The 19,398-nt window shown below is 75.0% G+C and carries 17 protein-coding genes, 3 pseudogenes and 1 riboswitch; of the genes and pseudogenes, 11 read left to right on the forward strand and 9 right to left on the reverse strand.

The features are described from left to right. Positions 1 to 472: 472 nt before the first annotated feature. The 3 genes from thiE to QMQ26_RS10055 are packed head-to-tail and all read right to left on the reverse strand — an operon-like array spanning position 473 to position 2,708. Positions 473 to 1,120 carry a thiamine phosphate synthase gene (gene thiE / locus QMQ26_RS10045; RefSeq protein ID WP_282205472.1) on the reverse strand — a complete coding sequence of 216 codons (648 nt, stop codon included), beginning with the start codon at positions 1,118 to 1,120 and terminating at the stop codon, positions 473 to 475. Continuing rightward, entirely contained in the window at positions 1,117 to 1,482 is a 366-nt protein-coding gene (locus QMQ26_RS10050; protein ID WP_100835815.1) for an Rv2175c family DNA-binding protein, read from the reverse strand. Before QMQ26_RS10050 ends, thiE begins: the two co-directional genes overlap by 4 nt. Before the next feature lie 20 nt (positions 1,483 to 1,502). After that, positions 1,503 to 2,708 (reverse strand): NAD(P)/FAD-dependent oxidoreductase, encoded by a 1,206-nt coding sequence (locus QMQ26_RS10055; RefSeq protein WP_282205473.1) that lies wholly within the window; start codon positions 2,706 to 2,708, stop codon positions 1,503 to 1,505. 76 nt (positions 2,709 to 2,784) lie between these two features. Next, positions 2,785 to 2,897, forward strand: a riboswitch (TPP riboswitch). Here QMQ26_RS10055 and thiO point away from each other — a divergent pair. The 4 genes from thiO to pknB all read left to right on the forward strand — a co-directional run bounded on the left by thiO (position 2,893) and on the right by pknB (position 6,919). Then, on the forward strand, positions 2,893 to 4,047 hold the full coding sequence (thiO, locus tag QMQ26_RS10060) for a glycine oxidase ThiO (protein WP_282205474.1): 1,155 nt from the start codon (positions 2,893 to 2,895) through the stop codon (positions 4,045 to 4,047). It overlaps the preceding riboswitch by 5 nt. After that, entirely contained in the window at positions 4,044 to 4,307 is a 264-nt protein-coding gene (locus QMQ26_RS10065) for a hypothetical protein (protein ID WP_282205475.1), read from the forward strand. Before thiO ends, QMQ26_RS10065 begins: the two co-directional genes overlap by 4 nt. Continuing rightward, the gene (locus QMQ26_RS10070) at positions 4,256 to 5,047 is read left to right on the forward strand and encodes a thiazole synthase (RefSeq protein ID WP_282205476.1); all 792 of its coding nucleotides are present in this window, start codon (positions 4,256 to 4,258) and stop codon (positions 5,045 to 5,047) included. The genes QMQ26_RS10065 and QMQ26_RS10070 overlap by 52 nt, the downstream gene beginning before the upstream one ends. Positions 5,048 to 5,176: 129 nt before the next feature. Then, positions 5,177 to 6,919 carry a Stk1 family PASTA domain-containing Ser/Thr kinase gene (pknB, locus tag QMQ26_RS10075; RefSeq protein WP_282206484.1) on the forward strand — a complete coding sequence of 581 codons (1,743 nt, stop codon included), beginning with the start codon at positions 5,177 to 5,179 and terminating at the stop codon, positions 6,917 to 6,919. Positions 6,920 to 6,986: 67 nt separating this feature from the next. Here the strand turns inward: pknB and QMQ26_RS10080 are convergent, their stop codons facing one another. Continuing rightward, entirely contained in the window at positions 6,987 to 7,616 is a 630-nt protein-coding gene (locus tag QMQ26_RS10080; protein WP_282205477.1) for a sulfite oxidase-like oxidoreductase, read from the reverse strand. A gap of 298 nt (positions 7,617 to 7,914) precedes the next feature. On the opposite strand from QMQ26_RS10080, the gene bfr reads away from it, so the two are divergent. Beyond that, complete coding sequence (gene bfr / locus QMQ26_RS10085) at positions 7,915 to 8,397, forward strand: bacterioferritin (protein WP_100835822.1); 483 nt, start codon at positions 7,915 to 7,917, stop codon at positions 8,395 to 8,397. Between the two features lie 18 nt (positions 8,398 to 8,415). Here bfr and QMQ26_RS10090 read toward each other — a convergent pair whose 3' ends face one another. Both QMQ26_RS10090 and QMQ26_RS10095 read right to left on the reverse strand, forming a co-directional pair. Then, the gene (locus tag QMQ26_RS10090; RefSeq protein WP_100835823.1) at positions 8,416 to 8,679 is read right to left on the reverse strand and encodes a (2Fe-2S)-binding protein; all 264 of its coding nucleotides are present in this window, start codon (positions 8,677 to 8,679) and stop codon (positions 8,416 to 8,418) included. 146 nt (positions 8,680 to 8,825) lie between these two features. After that, positions 8,826 to 10,157, reverse strand: a complete 1,332-nt coding sequence (locus tag QMQ26_RS10095; protein ID WP_100835824.1) for a class II 3-deoxy-7-phosphoheptulonate synthase — start codon at positions 10,155 to 10,157, stop codon at positions 8,826 to 8,828. A 334-nt stretch (positions 10,158 to 10,491) separates the two neighbouring features. Here QMQ26_RS10095 and QMQ26_RS10100 point away from each other — a divergent pair. The 5 genes and pseudogenes from QMQ26_RS10100 to QMQ26_RS10120 all read left to right on the forward strand — a co-directional run bounded on the left by QMQ26_RS10100 (position 10,492) and on the right by QMQ26_RS10120 (position 15,581). After that, positions 10,492 to 12,302: pseudogene (locus QMQ26_RS10100) on the forward strand (anthranilate synthase family protein). Between the two features lie 151 nt (positions 12,303 to 12,453). After that, a complete protein-coding gene (locus tag QMQ26_RS10105) occupies positions 12,454 to 12,690 on the forward strand; it encodes a hypothetical protein (RefSeq protein WP_282205478.1) in 237 nt (78 codons plus the stop codon). Positions 12,691 to 12,798: 108 nt separating this feature from the next. Next, positions 12,799 to 13,704, forward strand: a complete 906-nt coding sequence (locus QMQ26_RS10110) for a trypsin-like peptidase domain-containing protein (RefSeq protein WP_282205479.1) — start codon at positions 12,799 to 12,801, stop codon at positions 13,702 to 13,704. 2 nt (positions 13,705 to 13,706) lie between these two features. Continuing rightward, entirely contained in the window at positions 13,707 to 14,696 is a 990-nt protein-coding gene (locus QMQ26_RS10115) for a hypothetical protein (RefSeq protein ID WP_282205480.1), read from the forward strand. A gap of 9 nt (positions 14,697 to 14,705) precedes the next feature. After that, positions 14,706 to 15,581: a transporter substrate-binding domain-containing protein gene (locus tag QMQ26_RS10120; RefSeq protein WP_100835828.1), complete on the forward strand. Its 876-nt coding sequence runs from the start codon at positions 14,706 to 14,708 to the stop codon at positions 15,579 to 15,581. A 55-nt stretch (positions 15,582 to 15,636) separates the two neighbouring features. Here QMQ26_RS10120 and QMQ26_RS10125 read toward each other — a convergent pair whose 3' ends face one another. The 3 genes and pseudogenes from QMQ26_RS10125 to QMQ26_RS10135 all read right to left on the reverse strand — a co-directional run bounded on the left by QMQ26_RS10125 (position 15,637) and on the right by QMQ26_RS10135 (position 18,418). Continuing rightward, positions 15,637 to 16,308 (reverse strand): response regulator, encoded by a 672-nt coding sequence (locus QMQ26_RS10125; protein ID WP_282205481.1) that lies wholly within the window; start codon positions 16,306 to 16,308, stop codon positions 15,637 to 15,639. After that, a pseudogene (gene macS / locus QMQ26_RS10130) lies at positions 16,298 to 17,409 on the reverse strand (MacS family sensor histidine kinase). The gene QMQ26_RS10125 and the pseudogene macS overlap by 11 nt, the downstream one beginning before the upstream one ends. Positions 17,410 to 17,557: 148 nt before the next feature. Beyond that, positions 17,558 to 18,418, reverse strand: a complete 861-nt coding sequence (locus QMQ26_RS10135) for a lysophospholipid acyltransferase family protein (protein ID WP_282206485.1) — start codon at positions 18,416 to 18,418, stop codon at positions 17,558 to 17,560. 176 nt (positions 18,419 to 18,594) lie between these two features. Between QMQ26_RS10135 and QMQ26_RS10140 the strand changes: the two are divergent. Then, positions 18,595 to 19,373: pseudogene (locus QMQ26_RS10140) on the forward strand (alpha/beta hydrolase). The last annotated feature ends 25 nt before the right edge of the window (positions 19,374 to 19,398 follow it).

The following is a 19,398-nucleotide window of genomic DNA, read 5'->3' on the forward strand; positions in this document are numbered from 1 at the left end:
GACCACCCCGTGACGGCCGGATCTTGCCGAGGTGCCCTCCGACCCGCGCAGTTCCCCGCGCCCCTGTCGGGGCGAGGGGGCCGCTCTCCCCTACCGCGCGCAGCCCGCACGGAGTGCGAACGGCTCCGGCACGGCTCCCGACCGGGGGCGGGACGACCCTCTCGGAACGGATCTTTCCCGACTGCCCTCCGACCCGCGCAGTTCCCCGCGCCCCTGTCGGGGCGAGGGCGCAGGGGTGCGGTAGCGCTTCCCTAGCTGTCTTCTGCCATGGGCAGCCCGCACGGAGTGCGAACGGCTTCGGCGCGGTTCCCGACCGAGGCGGGACCACCCCGTGACGGCCGGATCTTGCCGAGGTGCCCTCCGATCCGCGCAGTTCCCCGCGCCCCTGTCGGGGCGAGGGCGCGAGGGGCGGCGCTCCCCCTGTCGGGGCGAGGCGCGGGGGTGTGGTGGTGCTTTCCCGGCCGGGAGGGCGTCAGTGGAGGCGGGCGGCGAGGGTGGCGGCGGCGGTGGCCGGGTCTTCGGCGGCGGTGAGGGCGCGGACGACGACGATCCGGGTGGCGCCCGCGGCCAGGACCTGGTCGAGGTTGGCGGTGTCGATGCCGCCGATCGCGAACCAGGGGCGTTCGGGGTGCCGGGCGGCGGCGTGGCGGACCAGGTCGAGGCCGGGGGCGGGGCGGCCGGGCTTGGTGGGGGTGGGCCAGACCGGGCCGGTGCAGAAGTAGTCGACGCCGGGTTCGGTGATCGCGGTGTCGACCTCGTCCGCGCTGTGGCAGGAGCGGCCGATCAGCACGTCCTCGCCGAGGATGCGCCGGGCGACGCGGACCGGCAGGTCGTCCTGGCCGAGGTGCAGCACGTCGGGCCGGGCGCCGTACGCGACGTCGGCGCGGTCGTTGACGGCGAGCAGCTTGCCGTGGCGGCGGGCCGCGTCGGCGAAGACCTCCAGGTACTCCAGTTCCTGCCGGGCCTCCAGGCCCTTGTCGCGGAGCTGGACGACGTCGACGCCGTTGGCGAGCACCGCGTCCAGGAACGCGGGCAGGTCGCCCTGTTCGCGGCGGGCGTCGGTGCAGAGGTAGAGCCGGGCGTCGGCCAGCCGCTGCCGGGCGGTGGGGACGGCCGTCACAGGGCCATGGCCTGGGCGCGGCGCTTGACCTCGGTGGCGCGGTTCTCGCGCAGGGCCTGGATCGGGCTGCCGGGCAGGGAGTCGTCCTCGGTGAACATCCACTCCAGGATCTCCTGGTCGGAGAAGCCGGAGTCGCGCAGCACGGTGAGGGTGCCGACCAGGTGCTTGACCGGGCCGTCGTCCTCGATGAAGTCGGCGGGGACCTGCAGGGAGTTGTTGGGGCCGCGGCGGACGGCCAGCAGGGTGCGGTTCTTCACCATGGCGCGGACTTCGGTGATCACCACGCCCCACCGCTCGGAGATGTCGGGCAGGTACAGCCACGCGGGGACCAGGGCGTCAGTCTTGGGATCAATCTCGCTCACGACCCCAGCCTACCCACCGGCTACCGCGCCGCGGCCTTCAGCTGGACGGCCGGGTCGGCGGCGCGGGCCGGGTCGAGCGGCGCGGCGCGCTCGATCAGGCGGCGGCCCTGGGCCAGGTCGCGCGGCCGGTCGACGGCGAGCAGGGCGACCAGGGCGCCGTCGCGCAGCCACAGCACCGTCCAGTCGGCCTCGGACGGGGAGCCGCGCCAGAGCAGGTGGTCGGCCCCGGCGTGGCGGCCGGCGTACTGGACCATGCGGCCGAACTGCTCGGACCAGAAGTACGGGACGGGGTCGTACGGGGCGTCGAGGGTGCCGAGCAGGGCGGCCGCGGCGGCGGCGCCGGAGTGCAGGGCGTGGTCCCAGTGCTGGACGGCGAGCCGGGTGCCGGAGCGGGCGGAGGGGTAGGAGGCGCAGTCGCCGGCCGCGAGGACGCCGGGCAGGGCGGTGCGCAGCCGGTCGTCGACCGGGACGGTGCCGTCGGGGGCGAGGGCGAGCGGGCCGTCGGCCAGCCAGTCGGTGGCGGGGCGGGCGCCGACGCCGAGCACGACCTCGTCGGCGGGCAGGTGGGTGCCGTCGGCGAGCAGCACCCCGCCGTCGGCGGCGCCGGCGACGGCGGCGCCGCAGCGCAGGTCGACGCCGGCGGCGGCGTACCAGTCGGCCATCAGGGCGCCGAGTTCGGCGGGCAGCGCGCCGGCCAGCGGGGTGGCGGCGGCCTCGACCACGGTGACCTCGCAGCCGAGTCCGCGGGCGACGGTGGCGGTCTCGGCGCCGATCCAGCCGGCGCCGACCAGCACGATCCGGCGGCCGGGGGTGAGTGCGGCGCGCAGCGCGTGGGCGTCGTCGACGGTGCGCAGGGTGCGGGCGCCGGGCAGCTGGGGCAGGGTGCGGGGGGCGGCGCCGGTGGCGATCACCAGGGCGTCGTAGGGCAGTTCGCCGCGGTCGGTGCGCAGGACGCCCGGGGCGAGGCCGGTGGCGCGGCGGCCGGTGAGCAGGTCGACGCCGAGGCCGTGCCAGTCGATCTCGAAGGCGGTGGCGTCGGCCTTGCCGAGCAGCACGTCCTTGGAGAGCGGGGGGCGGTCGTAGGGGAGGTGGAGTTCCTCCCCGACCAGGGCGAGCGGGCCCTGCCAGCCGCCCTGCCGCAGGTTGAGGGCGGTCTGGGCGCCCGCCATGCCCGCGCCGACCACGACGACCCGGTCCGTTGCCTTCAGCTCAGCCACGGCGCCCACCCTACCCAGGGGCGGCGGGCGGTCACCCCGCGCACGCGCCTTCGGGTGCCGGTCGGCCCGGCGTTAAGGTGGAGGTACTACGTCACACGGGAGCCCGGCGCACCGGGCTGAGAGGCGGGCTGTGGCGGCCCGCGACCGTCCGAACCTGATCCGGGTCATGCCGGCGAAGGGAGAATCAGCCGCTGTGGCACCTTCCCGCGCGTTGGACGTGCTGGTGGTCGGCGGGGGCATCATCGGCCTCGGGGTCGCCTGGCGCGCCGCGCAGCGCGGCCTGTCGGTCGCGGTGGTCGACCCGCACCCGGGCGGCGGCGCGGCGCAGGTCGCCGCGGGCATGCTCGCCCCCGTCACCGAACTGCAGTACGGCGAGGAGCCGTTGCTGCGCCTGGGCCTGGCGTCGAACGAGCGGTACGCCGCGTTCGCCGCCGAGCTGACCGAGCTGACCGGGCTGGACACCGGCTACCGGCCCACCGGCACGCTGGCCGTCGCGCTGGACGCCGACGACCGTGCGGAGCTGCGCGAACTGCACGCCTTCCACGGTCGGTTGGGCCTGGCCTCGGAGTGGCTGACCGGTCGGGAGTGCCGTCGGCTGGAGCCGATGCTGGCCCCGGGCGTGCGCGGCGGCCTGCACGTCGCCGCGGACCACCAGGTGGACGGCCGCCGGCTGGCCGCCGCGCTGGTCGCCGCCGGGGAGCGGCTGGGCGTGGTGTTCCACCGGGCCGAGGCCGCCGAGCTGCTGGTCGAGGGCGGGCGGGCGGCGGGCGTCCGGCTGTCGGACGGGGAGCGGCTGACGGCGGGGCGCACCGTGCTGGCCGGCGGTTCGCGCAGCCACCTGCTGCCGGGCCTGCCGCCGGGGGTGCTGCCGGCGATCCGCCCGGTCAAGGGCCAGGTGCTGCGGCTGCGAATCCCCGGGCGGTACGCGCCGTTCCTGTCCCGCAACGTGCGGGCCGTGGTGCGCGGGCAGCACCTGTACCTGGTGCCGCGGGCCGACGGCGAGCTGGTGGTCGGCGCGACCACCGAGGAGCAGGGCCACGACACCACCGTCACCGCGGGCGGCGTCTACGAGCTGCTCCGGGACGCGCACGAACTCGTCCCGGGCATCACCGAGTTGCCGCTGGTGGAGACCTGCGCGGGCCTGCGCCCCGGCTCCCCCGACAACGCGCCGCTGCTCGGCCCCACCACGCTGGACGGCCTGGTCGCCGCGACCGGGCACTACCGCAACGGCGTGCTGCTCACCCCGGTCACCGCCGACCTGCTCGCCGACTACCTGGCCACCGGCGAGCTCCCCGCCCTGGCCGCCGACTTCACCCCCCGCCGCTTCACCCCGAAGGTCCCCGCATGAACACCATCGCCCTGACCGTCAACGGCGCGCCGCGCACCCTGCCCGCCGCCACCACGCTGGACGTGGTGGTGGCCGAGGTGTCGGCCGCCAACACCGGCGTCGCCGCCGCCGTCAACGAGGCGGTGGTGCCCGCAGTTCGTGGCCCGCCACGGCGCTCGGCGAGGGCGACCGGGTCGAGATCCTCACCGCCGTCCAGGGAGGCTGAACCATGGCGGACGACGCGCTGGTCATCGCCGGCACCACCTTCTCCTCCCGCCTGATCATGGGCACCGGCGGCGCCCCCAGCCTGGAGGTGCTGGAGCAGGCGCTGAAGGTCTCCGGCACCGAGCTGACCACGGTGGCGATGCGCCGGGTCGACACCGCCACCCAGGGCTCCGTCCTGGAGGTGCTCTCCCGCAACGGCATCCGGGTGCTGCCCAACACCGCGGGCTGCTACACCGCGGGCGAGGCCGTGCTGACCGCCCGGCTGGCCCGCGAGGCGCTCGGCACCGACTGGGTGAAGCTGGAGGTGATCGCCGACGAGCGGACCCTGCTGCCCGACCCGATCGAGCTGCTGGACGCCGCCGAGACGCTGGTCGACGACGGCTTCACCGTGCTGCCGTACACCAACGACGACCCGGTGCTGGCCCGCAAGCTGGAGGACGTGGGCTGCGCGGCGATCATGCCGCTGGGCTCGCCGATCGGCTCCGGCCTGGGCATCCGCAACCCGCACAACTTCCAGCTGATCGTGGAGGCGGCGGGCGTCCCGGTGGTGCTGGACGCGGGCGCGGGCACCGCCAGCGACGTCGCGCTGGCGATGGAGCTCGGCTGCTCCGCCGTCATGCTGGCCTCCGCGGTGACCCGCGCGCAGGACCCGGTGCTGATGGCGGAGGCGATGCGCAAGGCGGTCGAGGCGGGCCGGCTGGCCCACCGGGCGGGCCGGATTCCGCGCCGCTACTACGCCGAGGCGTCCTCCCCCGGCGCGGGCCTGGCCGACACCCGGGAGCGCCCGGCGTTCTGACGCCCGTCCGGGGGCGAACCGGCCACCGCCGGGGGGCGTCCCTGGGGTCGGGGCGGTTCGCCGATCCGCCCCGACATCCGGTCCCTCCCGGTGGGCGACCGGTCCGGCCCCTAGACTCCTCGGGTGGACATGACCCTCGACGACCCCCTGCACGGCGTGCTGCTCGACGGCCGCTACCGGATTGAGCAGCGGATCGCGGTGGGCGGTATGGCGACCGTCTACCGGGGCACCGACACCCGGCTGGACCGGACGGTGGCGCTGAAGCTGATGCACCCCTCGCTGATCGGGGACGCCGACTTCACCGCGCGCTTCATCCGGGAGGCCAAGGCGGTGGCCCGGCTCGCCCACCCGAACGTGGTGAACGTGCTGGACCAGGGCGCCGACCCGCGGGCCGTGTTCATGGCCATGGAGTACGTGCCCGGCCGGAACCTGCGCGACGTGCTGCGCGACCGCGGGGCGCTGTCGGTGCGGGCCGCGCTGGACGTGCTGGAGCCGGTGCTGGCGGCGCTCGGCGCGGCGCACCGGGCCGGGCTGGTGCACCGGGACGTCAAGCCGGAGAACGTGCTGATCACCGACACCGGCCTGGTGAAGGTCGCCGACTTCGGCCTGGTCCGGGTGCTGGCGGGCGCCGACTCGGCCGTCACCTCCGGCACCGAGGCCGGGCAGCTGCTGGGCACCGTCTCGTACCTGGCGCCGGAGCAGATCCGCCAGGAGCCCACCGACCAGCGGGTGGACGTCTACGCGGCGGGCATCCTGCTGTTCGAGATGCTGACCGGCGGCAAGCCGCACACCGGGGAGAACGCCGCCCAGGTGATGTACCTCCACCTGCACGAGGACGTCCCGCCGCCGTCCCGGACCGCCCCCGCGGTGGGCCCGGAGCTGGACGCGATAGTGGCCGCCGCGACCGCCCGCGACCCGCTGGCCCGGCCGTGGGACGCGGTGGAGCTGCTGGCCGCGGTGCAGCGGGCCCGCCGCTCGCTGCCGGACGCCGAGCTGGACGCCGAGCCGCCCGCCTCGACCCGGCCCACCCCGCGCTACAGCCCGGGCGAGGCCACCGCGGTGCTCGCGCAGGCCCCGCCGCTGGAGCGCACCAGCGTGCTGGAGGTCCCGCCGGAGCTGCTGCCGCCGGTGCGCCCGGCGGTGGAGGGCGACGCCCCGCCGCGGGCCCGCCGTCCGCGCCGGGCCCGCCGTCCGGGCTTCGGCCGGCACCCGGCGGTCTGGACGGCGGTGCTGGTGGTGGTGCTGCTGGTGGTCGGCGCGGTGACGTACACGCTGTCCAACGCGGTGTACGCGACGGTGCCGAGCGTGCTGGGGCAGAGCCGGGAGCAGGCGTCGGCGACGCTGGACGGGCAGGGCCTGCACGGGGCGTTCAGCGAGCAGTTCAGCGAGTCGGTGGCGGCCGGGCAGGTGATCTCCACCGATCCGGGGGTGGGCGCCCGGGTCCGCAAGAGCGACTCGGTCAAGGTGCTGCTCTCGCGCGGCCCCGAGCGGGTCGGGGTGCCGGACGTGGCGGGCCGCCCGCTGGCGGACGCCGTCAAGGCCCTGGAGGGGGCCCGGCTGGTGGCGGGCGCGACCGGCGAGCAGTTCAGCGACAGCGTGCCGAAGGGCTCGGTGATCTCCACCGACCCGGCGGCGGGCGGCGGCCTGTCGCCCGGCTCGGCGGTGGCGCTGACCGTCTCCAAGGGCATGCACCTGGTGCCGGACGTCACCGGGATGAGCCGGGAGGACGCCTCGAAGGCCCTCCAGGACGCCGGGTTCGTGCCGCAGGTCTCCGGGCTGATCCCGATCGGCAAGGTCACCGGCCAGTCCCCGGCGGCGAACACGCCGGGCAAGCAGGGCAGCACCGTGACGATCAGCGTCAGCCTGTTCTGACCCCGCTGACCCCGCTGACCCCGCTGGCCGCGCTGACCCCGCCAACCGTCCCGGGTGCGGGGCCCGCTCAGCGCAGCGGGCCCTCCCCGGGCCGCTCCTGGTAGGAGTAGCGCTGCTCGCGCCACGGGTCGGCCAGGTTGTGGTAGCCGCGCTCCTCCCAGAAGCCGCGCCGGTCGGTCCGCATGTACTCGACGGCGCGCACCCACTTGGGGCCCTTCCAGGCGTACAGGTGGGGCACCACCAGGCGGACCGGGAAGCCGTGTTCGAGGGTGAGCGGGCGGCCGTCGTGGTGGGTGGCGAAGACGGTGGCCGGGTCGGCGAAGTCGGCGAGCCGCAGGTTGGCGCTGTAGCCGTACTCGGCCCAGACCATCACGTGGGTGACGGTCGGGTCGGGCGGGACGAGGTCGAGCACGGTCTTGGCGGCGACGCCGGTCCAGGTGTTGCCGAGCATCGAGAACTTGGTGACGCAGTGCAGGTCGCCGCGGACGGTGGTCTTGGGCAGGGCGTGGAAGGCGGCGAAGTCCCACCCGGCCTTCTCCGCGTCGGCGGTGGCCCCGAACACCTGGAAGTCCCAGCTCAGCGGCTTGAACCGGGGCACCGGCCCGTAGTGCAGGACGGGCCAGCCGCGCTGCGGGCGCTGGCCCGGGGGGAGCCTCGGGTCAGTCGGCGGCTGCGGTTCCGGCTGGTGCTGACCCATGCCCCCATGGTGACAGACGGCGGGCGGCGAATCGCGCGCGCCCCCGTCGCGCGCCCCCGGGGAAATGCGCCCCGCCGGAGGGGGGCGCGAAACCGGGAATCCGCGCACGCGTTCGGGCCGGATACCGCCGAACGGCCCAATCCGCCCGACGTCACCGCAGCTCAGCGCGGTGCGGGGCGGGCGGGAAAACCCGTCGGCGCGGCGACTGTAAGCGTGAACTTACTGGAAGTGCACCCGTTCAACTGCCACGATGCGGGGCATCCGGACACCGACCGGAATGCGGACAGGAAGGCAGGCCATGCAGGGCGACCCCGAGGTCATCGAGTTCCTCAACGAGCAGTTGACGGCCGAACTCACCGCCATCAACCAGTACTTCCTGCACGCGAAGATGCAGGAGAACTTCGGCTGGACCAAGCTCGCCAAGTACACCCGGCACGAGTCCTTCGACGAGATGAAGCACGCCGAGATCCTGACCGACCGCATCCTCTTCCTGGACGGCCTGCCGAACTACCAGCGGCTGTTCCACGTCCGGATCGGGCAGACCGTCAAGGAGATGTTCGAGGCCGACCGGCAGGTCGAGGTCGAGGCGATCGACCGGCTGCGCCGCGGGATCGTGGTGATGCGCGCCAAGAACGACGTCACCTCGGCGAACATCTTCGAGGACATCCTCGCCGACGAGGAGCACCACATCGACTACCTGGACACCCAGCTGGAGCTGCTGGACAAGCTCGGCGAGGCGCTCTACATCGCGCAGCTCATCGAGCAGCCCGAGAGCAGCTGAACCGGGACGGCCCGGCCGCTAGGCGGCCTTCGGCGCCCGGCTCGGGGCGGCGCCGGGGGCCGCGGCGGCCGGGTCGGCCAGGCCGAGGCGCTCGGCCAGCCGGGCGGTGGGGCAGGGGCGGGCGCCGTGCTCGCCGAGCAGCGCCTGGATGCGCCGCACGCAGGAACCGCAGTCGGTGCCGGCCTTGCAGCCCTGGGCTATCTGGCGCGGGGTGCTGGCCCCCTCGTCGATCTTCTGCCTGACCTGGGCCTCGGTGACCGCGTGGCACATGCACACGTACATGTGCGGCCCCTTCCACGATTGGTGCGGTTTGCTGAGGCTTACCTTACCTGGCGCTCCGGGTACGAAGAAGGCCCCTCCGCCTCGGATCACCCGAAAGCGGAGGGGCCTTCGTCACACCGGCCCCGGGGGCCCGGTGCTCGCCGGTCCTACTGGCCGCGGTACATCTCGGCGACCAGGAACGCCAGGTCCAGCGACTGGCTGCGGTTCAGCCGCGGGTCGCAGGCCGTCTCGTAGCGCTGGTGCAGGTCGTCGACCAGCACCTCGTCGCCGCCGCCGACGCACTCGGTGACGTCGTCGCCGGTCAGCTCCACGTGGATGCCGCCCGGGTGGGTGCCCAGCGCGCGGTGCACCTCGAAGAAGCCCCGGACCTCGTCCAGCACGTCGTCGAACTTGCGGGTCTTGTGGCCGCTGGAGGCCTCGAAGGTGTTGCCGTGCATCGGGTCGGTGATCCACACCACCTGGGCGCCGGACGCGGTGACCTTCTCCACCAGGGCGGGCAGGTGGTCGCGGATCTTGCCCGCGCCCATCCGGGTGATGAAGGTGAGCCGGCCGGGCTCGCGCTCCGGGTCGAGCCGGTCGATCAGGGTCAGCGCCTCGTCCACCGTGGTGGTCGGGCCGAGCTTGACGCCGATCGGGTTGCGGATCTTCGACGCGAACTCGATGTGCGCGTGGTCGAGCTGCCGGGTGCGCTCGCCGATCCACACCATGTGGCCGGAGACGTCGTACAGCTCGCCGGTGCGCGAGTCGGTGCGGGTCAGCGCCGTCTCGTAGTCCAGGATCAGCGCCTCGTGCGAGGAGAAGAACTCGACCGTCTTGAACTCCTCCGGGGCCACCCCGCAGGCGTTCATGAAGGCCAGCGCCTGGTCGATCTCCCGGGCCAGCTGCTCGTAGCGCTGCCCCGCCGGGGAGTTGCGCACGAAGTCCTGGTTCCAGGCGTGCACCTGGCGCAGGTCGGCGTAGCCGCCGGTGGTGAAGGCGCGCACCAGGTTGAGCGTCGCCGCGGAGGCGTTGTACATCCGCTTGAGGCGCTCCGGGTCCGGGACGCGGGCCTCGGCGGTGAACTCGAAGCCGTTCACCGAGTCGCCGCGGTAGGTCGGCAGGGTCACGCCGTCGCGGGTCTCGGTGCTCTTCGAGCGGGGCTTGGAGTACTGGCCGGCGATCCGGCCGACCTTCACCACCGGCACGGACGCCGCGTAGGTGAGCACCGCCGCCATCTGTAGCAGGGTCTTCAGCTTGTTCCGGATCTGGTCGGCCGACACGGCGTCGAACGCCTCGGCGCAGTCGCCGCCCTGGAGCAGGAACGCCTCACCACGCGCGACGGCCGCGAGCCGGGCGCGCAGCTGGTCGCACTCGCCGGCGAAGACGAGGGGCGGATAGGAGGCGAGCTCCGCAAGGGTCTTGCGCAGAGCCTCTTGGTCCGGCCATTCAGGCTGCTGCGCCGCGGGCAGGGACTGCCAGGTGTGGTTAGTCACGGTCACAGGGCAAGGCTACGGGGTGGCGCGAGCGGATCGGTGCCGCCGCCCGCTGGGTGAGACGGGTCGTGGACAACTCCGCGGCCTCCTCCCGCGCCGCCCTCCGGTGGGCTAGGGTCTGCTCCGTGACCGCGACGCACACCTTCTCCTGGTGGTGGGCCAGCCCGTTGGGCGGCCCACTGATCGCGCGTCCCTAGCGACGAACGACGGCCGCCCTCCGGGGCGGCCGTCGACGCGTGTGTGCAGCGTCACGGCCTCCCGGAGGCGGCGGAACCCCGCAGCCACCTCCCGGAAGGAAACCCGCAGCCGTGACCCCCCGCCGCCGACCTGCTCGCCCGACCTGCTCGCCCGGCTCACCGCCCCGGCGCCCCGGCCTTCGCCCTGCTGCACCGCCGCGCCCCCCGGCTCGCCCCGGACACCGTCGAGCTGCTGATCGGCGAGGTCTCCGACCACGCGGCGCTGGCCGACCTGCCCGTCCCCGCCGGCGTCCCCGCGGACGGCCCGCGGCACGACCTGCTCGCCCTCGTCCCGTACGCGCAGATCCGCGAACGCGGCTTCGCCGCCCGCCAGGACGGCACCCCGCTGCGGGCGCTGTCCGTCGCCGAGCAGTACGCGCTGCCGCTGGCCGAGGTGCTGGCCGCGCTGCCCGACGCCCCGGTCGAGCTGCGCGGCGGGGAGTTCGACGTCGACGACGAGGAGTACGCGGAGATCGTCCGCCGGGTGATCCGGGACGAGATCGGGCGCGGCGAGGGCGCCAACTTCGTGATCCGGCGCGACTTCCGGGCCGAACTGGCCGGGTACTCCACCGCCACCGCGCTCACCCTGCTGCGGCCGCCTGCTGGAGCACGAGCGCGGCGCGTACTGGACCTTCCTGGTGCACACCGGCGACCGGGTGCTGGTCGGCGCCTCCCCCGAGGTCCACGTCCGGCAGTCCGGCGGCACCGTGGTGATGAACCCGATCTCCGGCACCTACCGCTACCGGCCGGCGGCCCGACCGCCGGGTCGCTGCTGGAGTTCCTGCACGACCCCAAGGAGCTGGAGGAGCTCACCATGGGTGGTCGACGAGGAGCTGAAGATGATGTGCGCGGTCGGCGACCTCGGCGGGCCACCGTCACGGCAGCCCGGCTGCAGAACGCCACCCGGGTACGATCGACCGCTACGTCCGCGAGCTGCGGCGGACGCGGCTACTACTCCGGCGCGCTCGCCGCTGATCGGCCGCTCCGCCAGCGGCGGCCAGCAGCTGGACTCGCCGATCTGCATCCGGGCCGCCGACATCGACCCGCCGACGGCTCGCTGGTGGTCCGGGTCGGCGCCACCCTGGTCCGGCACTCCGACCCGGACTCCGAGGTCGCCGAGACCCACGCCAAGGCGGCCGGCGTGCTCTCCGCGCTCGGCGCCCGCCCGGCCCGCTCCGCCCGGCAGTCCGCCGCCCGGCCCCGGCTCGGCGAGGACCACCGGGTGCAGGCCGCCCTGGACGCCCGCCGGGCCGGCCTGGCCCCGTTCTGGCTGCGGATGCAGCAGCCCGCCGCACCGCTGCCCGGCGCCGACACCCTGATCGTCGACGGCGAGGACACCTTCACCGCGATGCTCGCCCACCTGCTGCGCTCGCTCGGCCACACCGTCACCGTGCTCCGCTACGACGCCCCCGGCCTGCGCGAACGGGCCGCCGCCCACCCCGGCCCGCTGCTGCTCGGCCCCGGCCCCGGCGACCCGGCCGACCCCGCCGACCCGAAGATGGCGCTGCTGCGCCCGGTCGTCGCCGACGCGCTGACCGCCGCCCGCACCGGGACCCGCACCGCGCCGCTGCTCGCGGTCTGCCTCGGCCACCAGCTGCTCTCCGCGCGGCTCGGGCTGCCGCTGGTCCGCAAGGACGTCCCGTACCAGGGCGCCCAGGAGCGGATCGACCTGTTCGGCACCCGCCGCACCGTCGGCTTCTACAACACCTTCACCGCCCGCTGCGACGACGCGGCGGCCGCCCGGCTGGCCGCCGAGGGCGTCGAACTCTCCCGGGACGCCCGCACCGGCGACGTGCACGCGCTGCGCGGGCCGGGCTTCGCCGGGCTCCAGTTCCACCCCGAGTCGGTGCTCACCCGGGAGGGCGTGCGGATCGTCGCCGACCTGCTGCCCGCCACCGCGGCCGTCGGCGGCTGAACCCACCGGGCGCGGACGGACCGCCCGGGCCGACCCGGCCGGGCCGCCCGCGCCGTCCGTTCCGCTTCCGTCTCGCTTCCGGAAAGGTCTGGATCTCACCGAACCTGACTGGTATTCATGACCTGCCGCACAGTCATGAATTGGGGGATGCATGACGTACTCGTCCGGGCCCGGCACCGTCGAGATCACCATGGACGACGGCAGCATCGTGCACGCCGCCGTCCGGGCGGGCTCCCGCCCGCCGCGGGGGACGCGCGGCGCGGTCGCCAGCGCGGTCACCCACAGCCTCGGCGAGGTGCGGCGCACGGTGCGCGCGGTCGGGCGGTGGCCCGCGAGACGGCCCGCGAGGCGGGCGACCCGGACGGGTTCGAGGTGGAGTTCGGCCTGAACCTGGGGTGAAGTCCGGCCGCCTGATCGGCGTCCTGGCGGAGGCCAGCGGCGAGGCGAGCCTGGTGGTCCGGCTGAGCTGGCAGCGGCCGGACGACCGCCCCGCCGAGTGAGCCCGCGCACCGCACCGCCGCCGCCGGCGGTACGGCTCACCGACCCGGCCGGGGCCTTCCTCGGCAGCGGCTTCCACCTCGGCGCGGGCCTGCTGGTCAGTTGCGCGCACGTGGTGCACGGTCGCCCGGAGCTCACCGCCCGGCACGGCGCCGACGCCCACCCGGTGCGCGCCGCCCGGCTGTTCCCGCCCGAGCCCGCGCCCGGCGCCGCCGCCTACCCGGCCCCGGACCTCGCGCTGCTCACCGCGCCCGGCCTGGCCGGCGCCCCGGCGGTGCCGCTGGGCCGCGCCGACCCGGCGGGCGACACCTCCGTCCTGGTGCACGGCTTCGCGGTCAACCCGGTGACCGGCGAGGTCGGCCCGGAGTCGGCGCTGCTGGCCGTCGCCGGGCCGTCCGGCCTCGGGCTGCGGGTCCAACAGGGCTGGATCCAGCGCGGGTTGAGCGGCAGCATGGCGGTCGACGGGCAGGGCCGGGTGGTCGGCGTGGTCAAGGCCACCGCGGACGGCGGCGGCCCGGCGGGCGGCTGGATCACCCCGCTGTCCGCACTGCTGCCGCTGCTGCCCCCGGCACTGGCCCCGGTCCCCGCGCCCCCGGCCCGCCCGGCGGTGACGGCCGGCGAGATCGCCCGGCTGCTCGGCACCCCGGCGCTGTTCCAGGACCCGGCGGCCCGGCTGGAGCTGGTCCAGGCGGTCGGCGAACGGCTCGGCCCCGGCGAGGAGATCAGGGTCCCGTACCACCCGCTGGCCGCCCTGCACCTGCGCGCCGTGGCCGCCGCCTGCCTGCACCACCGCAGCCCCGACCGGGCACTGCGCGCCCTGCTCGCCGGGGCCCGCGAACTGTGCGGCCCGCACCGGGCCCTGGACGAGCTCGGCGCCCTGCTCGACCCCGGCCCGGAGGAGTGAGGATGGACCGCTGCACCTGGGAGACCCGGCAGATGCTGCAGCGCATCCTGTCGGGCTGGCACGAACTCGCCCCCGTCCTGCCGGACCTGGAGCGGCACCTGGCCGAGACCGTCGGGTACCCCGTCCAGGTGCAGCACCACGAGCTGTCGGTGTCGGCCGCCCGGATCGCCCGGTTCCTGGCCGAGGAGCACGGGCAGCCGGCCGCCGCGATCGGGCACCTGCACGACTGGCTGGTCGGCGTCACCGGGGCGCAGCTGCGCGGCGACTGGGTGGCGTTCCTGGCCCGGGTCCAGGGCGCCCCCGGGCTGACCGTCCACGAGCGGGCCGACCTGGTGGTGATCGCGGGCGTGCTGTGCTTCCCGCCGGTGACCCCGGTGCGGGCCGACGGGCGGCGGCTGGTCGAACTGGCCACCCACGCCCTGGTGATCGGCAGCCCCACCCTGCTGCTGGAGGACCTCGCCGCCCAGCAGGAGCAGCTGCTGGCGCAGTTCGCCCGGCAGGCGGTGGAGAAGTCCCGCACCGGCCCGCCGCCGCTGCCCGAACCGGAGCCGCCGAAGCCGAAGCCGGACCCGCCGCGGCTGCCGCGGGTGCTGGCCGCCGCCGTGGCCCTGCTGGCGGCGGCCGCCCTGGGCACCGTGCTGCTCTGGCCGGACGGGCCGCCCCCGCTGGAGGGCCGGGACACCATCTGGATCAAGCCCCGGATCGCTCCGGGCGAGCAGGTCGACACGGTGATCGACGTCCCGGAGGGGGCCGACCTGCTGAGGACCCGCCTGCTGCTGAGCGACCCGAACCCGGACACCGGCACCTGCCACGGTCTGACCGCCGAACTCAGCACCGACCAGGGCGGCCGGAGCGGCCGGCACGACCTGGGCGCCGCGGTCTCCCTCCCGGTGCCCTCCGGCCGCACCAACCTGCGCCTGACCCTGGAGCTGAAGGGCGATCGCGGCTGCGACCGGCAGATCGACATCCAGCGCGTCGAATTCACCCGCTAGGAGGCCCCCGTGCACAACCCGCGCTCCGTCCGCCTGGCGGCCGGCCTGCTCCTGCTCGCCACCGCCGCGTCCGGCTGCTCGGACGACACCTCGAAGCCGTTCGAGGACCTGCCGGTCAAGGTCGGCTTCAAGACCGACCGGCCCGGCATGTCCGAGTTCACCGACAAGGGCGTCTACGACGGCTTCGAGCCGCACCTGACCATGCGGGTGCTCGGCTCCCGCACGATCGACTACACCTCGCTGACGGTGACCACCGCCAACTGGGAGGACGCCCTCACCGACGGCTCCGCCAACCACAACAAGGTCGACCTGGTGGTCGCCGACATCTCCGAGCGCGACAGCCTCAAGCAGGACTACGACCTGGCCGGGCCCTACCTGCAGACCCCGCTGGGCGTCCTGCTCAAGGCCGGCGACACCCGGACGGTCGCCAAGTCCGACGACCTCAAGCCGCTGCGGGTCTGCGTGTCGGGCGGCACCACCGCCGAGGCCCAGCTCAAGGACATCGGCCCCCGGGTCACCGTCACCGGCGCCGACCTCAAGGAGTGCCTGGCCCGGGTCGACGACGACACCGCCGACGCGGTGCTCTCCGACTACCTGGTCCTGCAGGGCGTCGCCGCCAACTCCGGCACCGGCGGCCAGCGCGCCTACCGGGTCGCCCGGGACGCGCACATCGGCAAGACCCAGTTCCTGATGATGGTGCTGCCCAAGGGCCACCGGAAGGCGTGCGAACTGCTCCGCGAGGCCATCAACGACTACCTCCAGGACCCGGACTGGATGAACACCCTGCGCAGCTCCTTCGCCTTCGGCCCGGACTTCACCGACAAGGAGCTGCGCGACACCTTCAAGCCGGTCACCACCTCGGCCGGCGACCGCTGCTCGGCCTGAGCGCCCCGGCGGCTCGGCCTGAGCGCCCCGGCGGCGGCGCGCACCGGCCCGCCGCTCAGCCCAGTTCCTCGTCCAGGCCCTGCTCGATCGCGTACCGGACCAGCTCGACCCGGTTGTGCAGCTGGAGCTTGCCCAGGGTGTTCTGGACGTGGTTCTGCACGGTGCGGTGCGAGAGCACAAGGCGGTCGGCGATCTGGCGGTAGGACAGGCCCTTGGCGACCAGTCGCAGCACTTCGGTCTCGCGCGGGGTGAGCTGCGGGGCGGCGGGCTGCGCGGGGGTGCCGGGCTCGGTGGCCAGGCGGCGGAACTCGCCGAGCACCAGGCCGGCCAGGCCCGGGGTGAACACCGGGTCGCCGACGGCGGTGCGGCGCACCGCGTCGAGCAGTTCCTCGCGGCCGGCCGACTTCACCAGGTAGCCGGTGGCGCCGGACTTCACCGCCTCCAGCACGTCCCCGTGCTCGCCGCTCGCGGAGAGCACCAGCACCCGCACCGCCGGGTCGGCGGCCACCACCCGGCGGCACACCTCCGCGCCGGACAGCGACGGCAGGTTGAGGTCCAGCACCACCACCTGCGGGGCGCTGGCCCGGGCCCGGCGGACCGCCTCCTCGCCGTCCCCGGCGGTGGCGACCACCGCGAACCCGGCCTCCGCCAGGTCCCGGGCGACCCCGTCGCGCCACATCGGGTGGTCGTCCACCACCATCACCCGCACCGGCTGATCAGCCGTCATGTCCCCTCCTCGGCCACCGCAGTTCCACCTCGACGCCCTGGCCGGGCACCGCGTACAGCTCGGCGCTGCCGCCGAGGTCCAGCATCCGGCCGCGGATCGACTGCGCGACGCCCAGCCGGCCGTCGCGCTGCGCCTCGGCCAGCCGGCCGGCCGGGAAGCCCGGCCCGTCGTCGCGCACCGAGACGGTGACCGCGTCCGGCTCGTCCTCGACCAGGATCCACGCCCGGGCCGCCTCCCCGGCGTGCCGCCGGACGTTGTCGAGCGCGGCGGCCACCGCGGCGGCCAGTTCGGCGGCGACGGCCGCGGGGAGCAGCACGGGGGTGGCGGGCGCGGCGAGGGTGATCCGCTCGTCGGCGTGCCGGGCCAGCAGCGGGCGCAGGTCCTGCTCGCCGTCCGGTGCGGGCTGCCCGGGCAGCCGCCCGCCGGCCATCAGGGCCCGCAGCGCGCGCTCCTGCTCGCCGGCCAGCCGGCCGAGCTCGGCGGCGTCGCCCTGCTGGCGGTGGACCAGGGCGAGCACCTGGAGCACCCCGTCGTGGATGTCCCGGGAGAGGCGTTCGCGCTCCCGGGTGGCGGCCTCCACCTGGAGCGCCCGGGTGAGCACCGCCTCGCTGGCCCGGGCCAGTTCGATCACGTAGCCGATGGCGCAGCCCGCGAGCAGCAGCAGCACGATGTTGTGCAGGTTGTCGGGGCTGACCCCGCCGTGGCCGAGGATGTTGGCCGCGCCGATCACCGCCCCGGCGAACGCGGCGGCCCGCCAGCCGCCCTTGCCGGCGAAGCCCAGCACGGTGCCGGCCGCCCAGATGGTCGGCAGGGTCGGCGCGCCCGCGTGGACCGGGCCGGGGTGTCGATGAACCCGCTCATCACGATGCCGGTGACGGCCGCGGTCAGGTCGGTGCCGAGCACGAGCCAGGTGCAGCGCTGCGGCCCGGCGAAGGCCCGGATCGAGGCCAGCGTCCAGAGGCTCAGCGCGCCCAGGAAGATCCAGCCGGACACCGGGTGCAGGAACTCCCGGTACGCGGTGAGGTACCGCAGCACCGCGTACGCCAGCGCGAGCACCCGGAAGTACCCCATGGCGCGCCAGAGCGGCAGCTCCACCGACATCCCGCCGGCCGCCACCGCTGCCGCCACCCCGGCCGGCGCGGCCGGGACCGGCACCCGGGCCGGGCCGCGGTGCGGCGCGGCGACGGGTCCGACGGGTCCGACGGGTCTGTGGTCCTCGCTCACCCCGAGCCCCCCTCGTGACGGGCCGTCAGGCCCCGTCGTCCTTCGCGTCGCCCGGCTCCGGGTCGTCTGGCTTCGCGTCCTCCGGCTTCGCGTCCGGGTCCGCCTCGCCGTCGGCCCCCGCCCCCGCCTCCGCGTCGGCCTTCGGCTTCGCCCTGGCCGCGGCCTCCGCGTCCGCCTTCTGCTGGGCCTTGCGGTCGGCGTCCGCGGCCTTCTTCTCCTCGGCGAGCTGCCGCTTGGCGGCGGTCGCGTAGATGTCCACGTACTCCTGGCCCGAGAGCCGCATGATCTCGTACATCACCTCGTCGGTGACCGAGCGCAGGATGAACCGGTCGTTCTCCATGCCCCGGTAGCGCGAGAAGTCCAGCGGGCGGCCGATCCGGATGCCGGGCCGGACGCCGAAGTTGGGGACCACCTGGCCGGGCGGCTGCACCTTCTCGGTGTCGATCATCGCGACCGGGATCACCGGCGCGCCGGTGGCCAGCGCGACCCGGGCCAGGCCGCCGACCTTGCCGCGGTACAGCTTGCCGTCGGGCGAGCGGGTGCCCTCCGGGTAGACGCCGAAGACCTCGCCCCGCTCGATCACCGCGATGCCGCTGCGGATCGCCGCCTCACCCGCGCCGCGGGCGCCCGAGCGGTCCACCGGCAGCTGGCCGACGCCCTTGAAGAACGCGGCGGTCAGCCGGCCCTTGAGGCCGGGCGTGGTGAAGTACTCGGCCTTCGCGATGAAGGTCACCCGGCGTTTGAGCAGCGCGGGCAGGAAGAACGAGTCGGAGAACGACAGGTGGTTGCTGGCGAGGATGGCCGGGCCCTCGTCCGGAATGTTCTCCTCGCCCTCCATCCACGGCCGGAAGAAGATCCGCAGCAGCGGCGCGACGATCATCTTCATCAGTCGGTAGAACAACCGGGGCCTCCTGTGGTGCGGACCGGACGATCCTAATGCCCCCGTCTCCCGCCCGGTGCACCGGCGAACCGCCGGTCCCCGCACCGGGCCCCTGTACGGCGCATCCCGCCCGTGGGACCATCGAGCCACCCTCACCCTGCCCGCACCTCCAGGAGTCCTGCATGCCGCTGCTACCGGGAGCCGAGCCGTACCGCCGAGCGGGCGGTCCGGTCGGTGTGCTGCTGGTCCACGGTTTCACCGGTTCCCGCAGTCCATGCGCCCCTGGGCCGAACACCTGGCCGAGGCGGGCCTGACCGTCTCCGTCCCGCTGCTGCCGGGCCACGGCACCCGCTGGCAGGACCTCCAGCCGACCCGCTGGGAGGACTGGTACGCCACCGCCGAGACCGCCTTCGAGGAGCTGGCGGCCGACTGCGAGCAGGTCTTCGTCTGCGCGCTGTCGATGGGCGGTTCGCTGGCCCTGAAGCTCGCCGCGAAGCACGGCGGGCGGATCTCCGGACTGGTGCTCGTCAACCCCTCGGTGCGTTCCGACAACCCCGCGACGGTACTTCTCCCGGTCCTGCGCCACCTGGTCCCCTCGCTGCCCGGCGTGGCCGGGGACATCGCCCTGCCGGGCGCCACCGAGGTCGGCTACGACCGCGTCCCGCTGCACGCCGCCTGGTCGCTGGCCCGGCTGTGGGAGAGCGCCCGGGCGGGAATGCCGGCGGTGACCCAGCCGGTTCTGCTGATGCACAGTCCGCAGGACCACGTGGTCTCGCCGCGCAACTCGGCGATGGTGCTCGCCCGGATATCCTCGACCGATGTGACGGAGCTGCTGCTCGACCGCAGCTTCCACGTGGCCACGCTGGACCACGACGCCGGTCTGATCTTCGAGGCGAGCCTCGACTTCGTCCGGCGGCTGGCCCCGGCAGCGGCGGTCGATGCCGGGAACCACTCGGGCTGAAAGGCCGAATGTGAACGAGACCAGC

Source organism: Kitasatospora fiedleri (assembly GCF_948472415.1).
GTDB lineage: Bacteria > Actinomycetota > Actinomycetes > Streptomycetales > Streptomycetaceae > Kitasatospora > Kitasatospora fiedleri.

Excerpts from the sequence above, each read along its gene's own strand:
- QMQ26_RS10070 (WP_282205476.1), top strand. The coding sequence starts at position 4,256 with ATGGCGGACGACGCGCTGGTCATCGCCGGCACCACCTTCTCCTCCCGC.
- bfr (WP_100835822.1), top strand. The coding sequence starts at position 7,915 with ATGCAGGGCGACCCCGAGGTCATCGAGTTCCTCAACGAGCAGTTGACG.
- QMQ26_RS10115 (WP_282205480.1), top strand. The coding sequence starts at position 13,707 with ATGGACCGCTGCACCTGGGAGACCCGGCAGATGCTGCAGCGCATCCTG.
- pknB (WP_282206484.1), top strand. The coding sequence starts at position 5,177 with ATGACCCTCGACGACCCCCTGCACGGCGTGCTGCTCGACGGCCGCTAC.
- QMQ26_RS10105 (WP_282205478.1), top strand. The coding sequence starts at position 12,454 with ATGACGTACTCGTCCGGGCCCGGCACCGTCGAGATCACCATGGACGAC.
- QMQ26_RS10065 (WP_282205475.1), top strand. The coding sequence starts at position 4,044 with ATGAACACCATCGCCCTGACCGTCAACGGCGCGCCGCGCACCCTGCCC.
- QMQ26_RS10125 (WP_282205481.1), bottom strand. The coding sequence starts at position 16,308 with ATGACGGCTGATCAGCCGGTGCGGGTGATGGTGGTGGACGACCACCCG.
- QMQ26_RS10135 (WP_282206485.1), bottom strand. The coding sequence starts at position 18,418 with ATGAAGATGATCGTCGCGCCGCTGCTGCGGATCTTCTTCCGGCCGTGG.
- QMQ26_RS10090 (WP_100835823.1), bottom strand. The coding sequence starts at position 8,679 with ATGTACGTGTGCATGTGCCACGCGGTCACCGAGGCCCAGGTCAGGCAG.
- QMQ26_RS10080 (WP_282205477.1), bottom strand. The coding sequence starts at position 7,616 with ATGGGTCAGCACCAGCCGGAACCGCAGCCGCCGACTGACCCGAGGCTC.